The sequence below is a fragment of the Anabaena sp. CCY 9402-a genome (assembly GCF_963920945.1).
GTDB lineage: Bacteria > Cyanobacteriota > Cyanobacteriia > Cyanobacteriales > Nostocaceae > Trichormus > Trichormus minutissimus.
The window spans coordinates 1-9,986 of record NZ_CAWUDL010000124.1 but is presented as its reverse complement, the minus strand read 5'-3'; the positions used below and the strand labels follow the sequence as shown (position 1 = coordinate 9,986).

6 protein-coding genes and 1 CRISPR repeat array are annotated in these 9,986 nt (G+C 39.7%); of the genes, 3 read left to right on the top strand and 3 right to left on the bottom strand.

Going from position 1 to position 9,986, the window contains the following annotated elements; translation table 11 throughout:
- Positions 1 to 694 precede the first annotated feature (694 nt).
- Both ACM0OR_RS26745 and ACM0OR_RS26740 read left to right on the top strand, forming a co-directional pair.
- Positions 695 to 1,567: an SDR family NAD(P)-dependent oxidoreductase gene (locus ACM0OR_RS26745; protein ID WP_414579448.1), complete on the top strand. Its 873-nt coding sequence runs from the start codon at positions 695 to 697 to the stop codon at positions 1,565 to 1,567.
- Positions 1,568 to 1,725: 158 nt separating this feature from the next.
- The gene (locus tag ACM0OR_RS26740; protein WP_414579447.1) at positions 1,726 to 3,231 is read left to right on the top strand and encodes a glycosyl hydrolase family 57; all 1,506 of its coding nucleotides are present in this window, start codon (positions 1,726 to 1,728) and stop codon (positions 3,229 to 3,231) included.
- Between the two features lie 95 nt (positions 3,232 to 3,326).
- A CRISPR array of direct repeats spans positions 3,327 to 6,312; the repeat unit is 37 nt; unit sequence GTTTCAATCCCTGATAGGGAGTTAGTGAAATTGCAAT.
- A gap of 228 nt (positions 6,313 to 6,540) precedes the next feature.
- On the opposite strand, the gene ACM0OR_RS26735 is transcribed toward ACM0OR_RS26740, so the two are convergent.
- Positions 6,541 to 6,729 (bottom strand): hypothetical protein, encoded by a 189-nt coding sequence (locus ACM0OR_RS26735; RefSeq protein WP_414579446.1) that lies wholly within the window; start codon positions 6,727 to 6,729, stop codon positions 6,541 to 6,543.
- 123 nt (positions 6,730 to 6,852) lie between these two features.
- Between ACM0OR_RS26735 and psb34 (ACM0OR_RS26730) the strand changes: the two genes are divergently transcribed.
- Positions 6,853 to 7,023 carry a photosystem II assembly protein Psb34 gene (gene psb34, locus ACM0OR_RS26730; RefSeq protein WP_414579445.1) on the top strand — a complete coding sequence of 57 codons (171 nt, stop codon included), beginning with the start codon at positions 6,853 to 6,855 and terminating at the stop codon, positions 7,021 to 7,023.
- A 106-nt stretch (positions 7,024 to 7,129) separates the two neighbouring features.
- Here the strand turns inward: psb34 (ACM0OR_RS26730) and ACM0OR_RS26725 are convergent, their stop codons facing one another.
- Both ACM0OR_RS26725 and psb34 (ACM0OR_RS26720) read right to left on the bottom strand, forming a co-directional pair.
- Positions 7,130 to 9,337 carry a tetratricopeptide repeat protein gene (locus tag ACM0OR_RS26725; RefSeq protein ID WP_414579444.1) on the bottom strand — a complete coding sequence of 736 codons (2,208 nt, stop codon included), beginning with the start codon at positions 9,335 to 9,337 and terminating at the stop codon, positions 7,130 to 7,132.
- Positions 9,338 to 9,635: 298 nt separating this feature from the next.
- Positions 9,636 to 9,815 (bottom strand): photosystem II assembly protein Psb34, encoded by a 180-nt coding sequence (gene psb34, locus ACM0OR_RS26720; protein WP_323265268.1) that lies wholly within the window; start codon positions 9,813 to 9,815, stop codon positions 9,636 to 9,638.
- Positions 9,816 to 9,986 lie beyond the last annotated feature (171 nt).

The following is a 9,986-nucleotide window of genomic DNA, read 5'->3' as shown; positions in this document are numbered from 1 at the left end:
GACAGGTGACAGGTGACAGGTGACAGGTGACAGGTGACAGGTGACAGGTGACAGATGACAGGTGATAGGTGATAGGTGACAAGGTAAAAAGCATTATGACTAATGAGTCATGACTCATGACTAAATAGTAATTAGTAAATAGTAAATAGTAATTACTATTTTCAGTACAATTGCTGACGACAATTTGAGCAATACTGTTCCTAACAAATATGTCTTTTTAATGTCTTTTGTATGTTTTCTATATGACAATTTTTTGTTTTTTATAATCTAAATATCAATTGTCAGGGGATCACGATATTCATTGGGTAGTATTCATAAAAACTTATTGCATATTCAGTAGTTTATATATAGCGTTGTAAACAAGTATTAAGAAATACTTATTAAAAAAGATTGCAAGTCCTTGATTTAATTGCTAACGTGTGTAGTGACAACGATGCTGATGAACGCTCTGATTAAGGAGAGGTAAAACCTATGAGCTATATCTATTCAGCCAATTGCGGGAACAATTGATTTGTAATCTGCAATCTGCAATCTATGAATAATGCAGATTAAGCCCAAAATATGTCGTTGCTACAGGCTAATTGGTGTTCTGACTGGACATTCAACTAATTATTTGTCTTCCCTGGTGTTGAGGTTTGTGCTGATTAATTAATGACGAACTGGGGTAAGAATCAGAATTTGGAGGTAAAAATCCATGAATATTCAAGGCAAAGTTGCTCTAATTACAGGGGCTTCCCGTGGGATTGGGCGAGCGATCGCTATAGAATTAGCAGAACAAGGAATACAACGATTAATTTTAGTAGCACGCGATCGCCAAAAGTTAAGAGAATTAGCCCAAGAAATCGAGGCGATGGGTGTTCAAGCTACAACACTAGCAATTGATTTAACGCAAGCGACAGAGGTAAATATTGCCATAGCTCAACTGTGGCGGTCTTACGGGCCAATTCACCTACTAGTTAACTGTGCAGGGGTAGCTTACCAAAACTCTTTTTTGCGTTCCAAACTCCCCCAAGTACAAGAAGAACTCTCTGTGAATCTATTGGGAATGTATACCCTCACCAGTCTCATAGCCAAACGCATGGTTAGCCAAAGACAGGGGACAATTATCAATGTTTCTAGCTTAATGGGGAAAGTCGCTGCACCGACAATGGCGACGTATTCAGCTACGAAGTTTGCCATTTTAGGCTTTACCCAAGCTTTGCGCCAAGAACTAGCAGAGTACAACATCCAAGTAAAAGCCTTATTACCCACCCTCACCGACACAGACATGGTGCGCGACTTGCAACTATTTCGCTGGGTGATCCCCATGACTCCGCAGCAAGTAGCCAAAGCACTAGTCACAGGACTAGAAAAAGATGCTCCAGAAATTCTAGTAGGATGGCAAAGTCATCTAGCTGTGTGGTGTCAACGTTTAGCACCGTGGTTGCTGGAGTTAATTTTAAAAATCGCCGCACCACCAAAACCACAAACACCAGCAAAACCCAGCTTATTCACCAGAATCCAGCGTTTGAGTGATTTTGTGTTCTCCAGAAATATGCTAGCTTTCGTATCTCCACGGAAGTTATGAGATCAACTCTCATCCTCTCTGCGCCTCTGCGCCACCCTGCGGGAAGCCGCAAAGCGTCTACTGCGTGAAAAAATCATGTCGCCAATTTGGTATCAAGGCTATCCAAAATTGGCTCACAGTTAGATAATTAGGTATTCTTTGTTTCGGAGTCATCAGCTATGCTGGATTTTCCTACCACCCTTCCATCAGAAAAGATTGATGACTTACCGAACATTTCCGGCTGGGAAGCAGAGGTGACAAGAGTTGTTAACCATGATGCACCAATATTTTTACCAACAACCAACCTCAAGTTAGAAAATATCAATGCAGTATTTGCGATCGCCTTACATATGCACCAACCGACGATCCCGGCTGGTCATGATGGTAAACTCATCAATAATCTGCAATATATGTTTGAACATCCCCAGGAAGGGGACAACCACAACGCCGCACCTTTTGCTTATTGCTACAGCCGCATGGGGGATTTCATTCCCGAACTGGTAAACCAAGGTTGCAATCCCCGTGTCATGCTCGATTACTCTGGTAATCTGCTGTGGGGACTCAGCCAAATGGGACGCAACGATATTATAGACAACCTCAAGCGCATTACTTGCGATGGGCTACGCTCCGCCGGAGGCGATCGCACCTATCAACCCTATGTAGAATGGCTGGGGACAATGTGGGGTCATGCTGTCATACCATCTACTCCCATACCAGATATTAAATTGCATATATTGGCATGGCAACAGCATTTTGCAGCAATTTTTGGCTGGGAAGCATTAGCGCGAGTCAAAGGATTTTCTCCGCCAGAAATGCACTTACCAAATCACCCAGATACTTTATTTGCATTTATCAAAGCACTCAAAGAATGTGGCTATCGTTGGCTACTTGTGCAAGAACATTCTGTAGAAACAATTGATGGTCAATCTCTAACTCACAAACATTTGCCACATCGTTTAGTTGCTCGTAATTCCCAAGGCGAAACCATTAGTATTACTGCCTTAATTAAAACCCAAGGTTCAGATACAAAATTAGTCGCTCAGATGCAACCTTATTATGAAGCCAAAACCCTATCTCCACAAAAATTAGGAAACGTATCGATACCACCAATAGTCAGTCAAATTGGTGATGGCGAAAACGGCGGCGTAATGATGAATGAATTTCCCAGTGCTTTTAAACAAGCTTGGGGGGATATGGCAAATAACGGCGGCGGTAAATCGGGAACTGTGGGAGTGTGTGGCACAGAATATTTAGAATTAATCGCCGATGCTGGTTGTAAATCAGAAGACTTTCCTGAGTGTCAACCGGTAGGACAACACCAAATATGGCAAAGAGTCAACCCAGAAAATTGTCAAACTGAAGCTGTAGAAAATGCTATCCAAGAATTAAAACAAATTAACCCACATTTTCACATGGATGGAGCATCTTGGACGAATCATATTAGTTGGGTAAAAGGATACGAAAATGTCTTGTCTCCCATGTATGAATTAAGCAGTTTATTTCATCAAAAGTTTGATAATTTACTACTGAATAATTCAGAAAAATCTATTACAAAAACATCTGAATATCGCCAAGCACTAGTACACAATCTTTTACTACAAACAAGTTGCTTCCGCTATTGGGGACAAGGAATGTGGACAGACTATGCGCGTGAAATTTACCAACGTGGACTTAAATTACTCTAAATAGGGCTTGCTGAATAAACCGAAAAGCTGGATTAATAGGGATTAAGTGAAATTGCAATCAAGCTAAAGAAGGCTAGCACTCAAGCTAATAGTAAGTTTCAATCCCTGATAGGGAGTTAGTGAAATTGCAATCAAGGAATAAGTTTCAGCTAGCCCAAGATGCCGAGGTTTCAATCCCTGATAGGGAGTTAGTGAAATTGCAATGTGCTTTATTACTCACCAGTTCACCGTTATTCTTTAAAGTTTCAATCCCTGATAGGGAGTTAGTGAAATTGCAATTTAAATATCAGTTTCACTCTAGTGTATGTAGTTTAAATATGTTTCAATCCCTGATAGGGAGTTAGTGAAATTGCAATCTTGATACTTTAAACCACTACACACCACAGGAACTAAATCATGTTTCAATCCCTGATAGGGAGTTAGTGAAATTGCAATCTTGTAATATGTCTTTTCAGTTATATCCTTATATGTTTCAATCCCTGATAGGGAGTTAGTGAAATTGCAATGATGCTACTCATAAATTGGTACGTCAATCGCTTATGTCAGGCGTTTCAATCCCTGATAGGGAGTTAGTGAAATTGCAATATTCAAGGGACTATGGGAACGTCCACACATATTCGTTTCAATCCCTGATAGGGAGTTAGTGAAATTGCAATCCCCTTCCAAGACTTCCTCGTATCCTTTATAAGTTTCAATCCCTGATAGGGAGTTAGTGAAATTGCAATCACCACAGTTTCAACTTGTAGATTAACTCTGTACTTGTTTCAATCCCTGATAGGGAGTTAGTGAAATTGCAATCATCTATCTTAAAGATAAAAAGATGCCTATAAGAGGTTTCAATCCCTGATAGGGAGTTAGTGAAATTGCAATCATCTAACAAAACCAGTCAACTATCCGGCATAACTGTTTCAATCCCTGATAGGGAGTTAGTGAAATTGCAATTTATTGGCAATGAAAGGAATGGTAAGCCACTATTCGTTTCAATCCCTGATAGGGAGTTAGTGAAATTGCAATGGTGCAGGTAATTTAGGAGGCGGAGGTATACCAAGTTTCAATCCCTGATAGGGAGTTAGTGAAATTGCAATTATCACCTGTTAGCCGCAAGTACCAATAGCATAGGTGTTTCAATCCCTGATAGGGAGTTAGTGAAATTGCAATCTCCCCCTGAGTTTCTTCTCTGTTAATCTTTTTGTTTCAATCCCTGATAGGGAGTTAGTGAAATTGCAATCTGAACTCCATTGCGCCCAAGGAACAGTACCCAAAAATTGGTTTCAATCCCTGATAGGGAGTTAGTGAAATTGCAATAAAGCCTGGGAGTCCCCAATTTGCGCCATTTGGACGTTTCAATCCCTGATAGGGAGTTAGTGAAATTGCAATGACAGCATGGGCTGCGCCATCCAATCACTTTATTGGATGGGAAGATACTGGTTTCAATCCCTGATAGGGAGTTAGTGAAATTGCAATCTTCTCCAAAGCTCCGGCAGCATCAAGAATAGTGCGTTTCAATCCCTGATAGGGAGTTAGTGAAATTGCAATATGGGATACGGGAATATTAGAAACAAAGATGGTAAAAGTTTCAATCCCTGATAGGGAGTTAGTGAAATTGCAATTCTGAATAATACCGCCGATTCTGCAAAGCCGCGCGTTTCAATCCCTGATAGGGAGTTAGTGAAATTGCAATCTATTGTTCTGGCTGCTAACAACAGAGGCTCAAATGTTTCAATCCCTGATAGGGAGTTAGTGAAATTGCAATTGGAAACGAGTTAAATCAGTGGATAGTGCGGGGACATCTGAGTTTCAATCCCTGATAGGGAGTTAGTGAAATTGCAATTATACTTAGATGTTTTTTGTTTCTGCAAAGCACAAGTTTCAATCCCTGATAGGGAGTTAGTGAAATTGCAATTATTGAGTATAACCCTCAAATAAAAATGATTGTGCCGGTTTCAATCCCTGATAGGGAGTTAGTGAAATTGCAATCTTTTGAAGAGTTGGAGGACTGCGAAACTTTAGATCAACTGTTTCAATCCCTGATAGGGAGTTAGTGAAATTGCAATCATTTCTGGCGTTGTTTGTTTGTTCGATTGGTAATTGTTTCAATCCCTGATAGGGAGTTAGTGAAATTGCAATAAATCAGCTTTATAAATCAAGTAGTATCACGGTTGTGTTTCAATCCCTGATAGGGAGTTAGTGAAATTGCAATTCAAGTAATTGCAGGTATTCATCCCACTACTGAAGTTTCAATCCCTGATAGGGAGTTAGTGAAATTGCAATATGCGCTTGGCACTTTTACGGGCAAAAATTCAAAGTCTTTCGTTTCAATCCCTGATAGGGAGTTAGTGAAATTGCAATACTAAAAAGTCAAATATTGTCGGGTTGTCTTCTGTTTCAATCCCTGATAGGGAGTTAGTGAAATTGCAATAAGCATAAACTCTTTTAGAATAATATCAAATTCTTCGTTTCAATCCCTGATAGGGAGTTAGTGAAATTGCAATTCCTGTGTTGCTGTGTTTGCCTTTGATGGTTACGGCTTAGGTTTCAATCCCTGATAGGGAGTTAGTGAAATTGCAATGATATCGTGTAATTCTAACTGAAATTCCAACTTGTTTCAATCCCTGATAGGGAGTTAGTGAAATTGCAATCGAATTAACTATACATCGCTACACTATGCCTAAAGTGTTTCAATCCCTGATAGGGAGTTAGTGAAATTGCAATATAGAAAGCCGCATACTTGCTTTTAGAACGGCAAGTTTCAATCCCTGATAGGGAGTTAGTGAAATTGCAATTGATGAGGAAGAACTACCAGACAATAAACTGTTATTTGTTTCAATCCCTGATAGGGAGTTAGTGAAATTGCAATTATGAGATAAGTTACTTATTTTTTAGGCAAAATAAGTTTCAATCCCTGATAGGGAGTTAGTGAAATTGCAATATTTGCGCGATCGCGTAAGTCTTTCATAGGACACAATATTGGGTTTGTTTCAATCCCTGATAGGGAGTTAGTGAAATTGCAATATTAGTGGGTTGAATCTACTATTTTTTGAGATGTTTCAATCCCTGATAGGGAGTTAGTGAAATTGCAATAGCGGTAGCTGAAAACCCGCTCTGTATTTGATTTTCAAGGTTCGGATGCGCGGACGAGACAATCATAGCATAAACCATATTATTGAAATTGGGTACAAATGGCTGAAATCCAGTCCAGATAAGACGCGCGGGTGTTTAAGTGATTATTATTGCTTCAAAGTATTGTACTGAGGGGAATTCAGCCATTATTTTGCCAATTGAATTTTTAACACCCACCCATCCGCGCTTTCAGCGAACAAAATGGGTTAATAGCAGTTTGTTAATCAGCACTTGCGTCAAGTATAGATAGATGTGTGCAAAAAAGCTATATGCCAACCTGCGATCGCCTCTAACACTGCGCGGAGTGCGATGGCGAACCCGCCCACAGTAGGCATTCAGATACGCTGGGTGGTTATGCGATCGCTTTTCTCCTCTCATAAAATGCCCCAATATAAGTAGTTCTAATTACAGTCATCTACTATTTTTTGTCAAGTCCTATTGACTTTTTGTAACAATATTGTTAAATTAGTTTACATAAAGTAACAAATACAGGAAAACATTATGTATACCACCGTTAACGAAAGCGGCATTTTAAATAACTACGCAACAGAACCCAAGATGTATTACGCTACCTACCCCAACCAAGAGCAACAACGTCAATATGCTTTACAGGCTGCGTTTGCTACATTGCTCGTCACAACGTTAGTTTTGGTTGCATTGGGCATTAGCTAATCTTTTTAGATTTCGGTATCGCTGTATCTCATCGTAATTCGGACTTCTCCTATCAACCTCGGTTAGTTTCGCCGGGGTTTTTTGCTGCGATTGAGACGAGTGATCACTACAACTTCGGTAAAATTTCTGCTAGCAAATGTCCAGGGACTTTAGATAAAGCCAAATTTTGTCCTTGGATACCTAATTCATTGTGAAAAGCACGGACTGTTTTCACCACATAAGCGAAAGTCGTTTGATAAGCTTCCGGTTGTTTGCTCAAACCATTTAAGGCTAGCAAATGATTATCTAATGCAGCTTCTAGATGTTGCGATCGCACTGCTTTATCCCCATTAAAGGTATTATCAGTAACTAACTGATAATGAGCAAGCCCCAAATTATTGTGGGTAGCAAATAAATCAAAACTTAACGACGCACTACCGAGAGAATTAGCCAAAGCAACGGCTTCCTCATAAGCATGAATACATAGTTGCAGTAACTTTTGCCTTGCTTCTTTAGGAGTCTGAGCAAAGTTCGCCAAATGCCAATAAGCCGTACCCAGATTATTTTGTGTCGCAGCACAAGCACTAGGAACATGAGCCGGAGTCCGATATTTTAACGCTTCATTGTAAACATCAATCGCCAACTGGAGATTTTCCCCTGGTTGTTCATATTGTGCCAAGTTCCAGTAGGCTGTACCAATGTTATTTTGAATCATTCCATACTTAAGCGGTTCGGCTTGAGGATTGTAATGAGCCAGTGCTTGTTGATAAGCTGCGATCGCTTTCTTTAAATGTACAACTGGTTGATTGTATTGTGCTAAATGCCAGTAAGCAGTACCTAAATTATTCTGACAGGCCGCATACTTTAAAGGATCTGATTCTACCATTCTGTAACGCAAAGCTTCACCATAAGCTACAACTGCTTCTTGCCAATTCTCCGCCGGACTAGCAAACTTTGCTAAATCACCATAGGCTGTCCCCAAATTATTTTGTATCCGTGCATAAGTATCTAAATGCGTCTCTGGGGAAATCATTTTCAAAGCCAATTGATAAAATTCAATCCCCTGTTCTATATAAGTTTTCCCCTCTTCTACATTGGGTGGCGTGCGAGACAACATCCAATAGAGTGTACCTAAATCATTTAAAGTATCTGGCATCTGTGGCGAATTTTCATCGTAAGTAATTGCCTCTTGATAAGCAATAATTGCCACCATTAAGTTCTCTAAAGTTGGCTGTCCCTGCTCAATATGCAAGCGATAAAGATTACCCAATTGGTGATAAGCAGCCGCTAGCATTTCCCCAGAAGCTTTTTGTGAGTGTAGTTTTTCAATCTCCAAAAGCAGTTCTTTTACTTGCCACTCATCTTCACTCTCTAGATTTGTTATTGTTTTAATTGTTGCTAATACTAGGTCTATCAACTCTTGACTCACATGAGACAATGCCGATAGTGATGAGTTATCAACTTGATTAGACCTAATTTCTGGTTGTTTTTGCTGATTAGTTAATTCTTGGACAATTGAGTCGGAAGAATCATCTTTTAAATTTGCGTGATTAGCTAGTGTTTGTCCTGGGAAGTCCAGACCCTCCCTAAACTCAAGTTCTGTTCCGACTGTAGTTGTAACTTCTTTTTCTATAGCTAAATCATCTAAGATAGATTTTTCCAGTTTTTCTAAGTTTAAACTCTTAGAACTGGGAAAACGTTCTGGATGAGATGTATTTTGTGTTGTGGGTGTGGGTTCTCCTGCAAATACAAACACACCAGTCCGCCAACGCCAAAACTGTGGTGCTGACTGTTGAATAGCGGATAACCAAGGACGCGATACCCACAACAGCACACTAGATTCTAAAAATCGGCTCGATTCCTGAGCAGAAAAATACTCTTCGCTTAAGCGTAAAAAATGTAAAAATAACCGTTGACTCGCCACTGATTGTTTAGTCAACTGTTCCACACCCACAATTTGAAATGTCGGTATTGGTAAAGGCCTTCCTGGAGCATCCTTCGATGCGCCTACTACGGGTGGTGGATAATCATGCAGCCATTGATTAATTTGTTCTATAGGATTTGGCTCATTTAAATTTAAGCGCAATGTAACTAATCGAGGATAAGCCGGTGTGCTGCTTTCCTGTCCATCAGCTGGCTGATATAGAACTTGCCCCACTGGATAAGCCAAAGTAGAATGCAATCGGGCAGCTACTTGATTTCGTAAGTGTAAATCATCACATACAGCCAAGAAAATCTGTCGCCGTAAACCAAGACTCAGGGCAAGTTTTAGGCGATGATATACTTGCCGATTCCAAGCAGAATTATCGGAGTGTGCAGTATCATTCACGCTCATGAAAGCTCAATGGCCAAGGTACAACCAAAATTAGTTTAAACTCTCTACAGGGTGCATCAAAGCAGTATTAATGTCTAAACTATGACTATGAACAAGTGGATATTACGACAATCAGGATAAAAATATACTAAATTTTCTACTTTTTATCTTGATTTGTTAAGTTTTTATGAATTTACTTGTATAAAATAGTTATTTACTATAAAGAAAACAATCTTAACAAAAAATAAAAAAGCAGGCTTCTAGAGAAAGAAACCTGAAATAGAGACAAAAGACAAGTTTTCAATCAAATTTTGTCTTTTCAACTGACATGAGAAACAGAGAAGGCGACAAAAATTAAACCACCAACCAAAATCGCGGCAGCAGATCCTAAAATGATGTAGTTTCGCTTCTGTGTGGCTGTAGGAGGTTCTGCTTGATAAACCTTTGGCTCTTGGGCAAAATTATTTAAAAGTCCGCCTTCTTCGTTGGTATAGGGCATGAATGATTTCCTTGCGCTAAAACTTTTATCTAATTTTATAAAGATATATATCTAATGCTCATCGAATCAGATATAAATCTTTACATGGGGCAGAAAAAAGTCAAAAAATTATTTCTCGTCACCTGTCACCTGTCACCTGTCACCTGTCACCTGTCACCTGTCACCTGTCAC

What these genes read in the sequence shown, in the direction of transcription:
- ACM0OR_RS26735 (WP_414579446.1), bottom strand. Translation starts at nt 6,729, where the DNA reads ATGAGAGGAGAAAAGCGATCGCATAACCACCCAGCGTATCTGAATGCC.
- ACM0OR_RS26740 (WP_414579447.1), top strand. Translation starts at nt 1,726, where the DNA reads ATGCTGGATTTTCCTACCACCCTTCCATCAGAAAAGATTGATGACTTA.
- ACM0OR_RS26745 (WP_414579448.1), top strand. Translation starts at nt 695, where the DNA reads ATGAATATTCAAGGCAAAGTTGCTCTAATTACAGGGGCTTCCCGTGGG.
- ACM0OR_RS26725 (WP_414579444.1), bottom strand. Translation starts at nt 9,337, where the DNA reads ATGAGCGTGAATGATACTGCACACTCCGATAATTCTGCTTGGAATCGG.
- psb34 (WP_323265268.1), bottom strand. Translation starts at nt 9,815, where the DNA reads ATGCCCTATACCAACGAAGAAGGCGGACTTTTAAATAATTTTGCCCAA.
- psb34 (WP_414579445.1), top strand. Translation starts at nt 6,853, where the DNA reads ATGTATACCACCGTTAACGAAAGCGGCATTTTAAATAACTACGCAACA.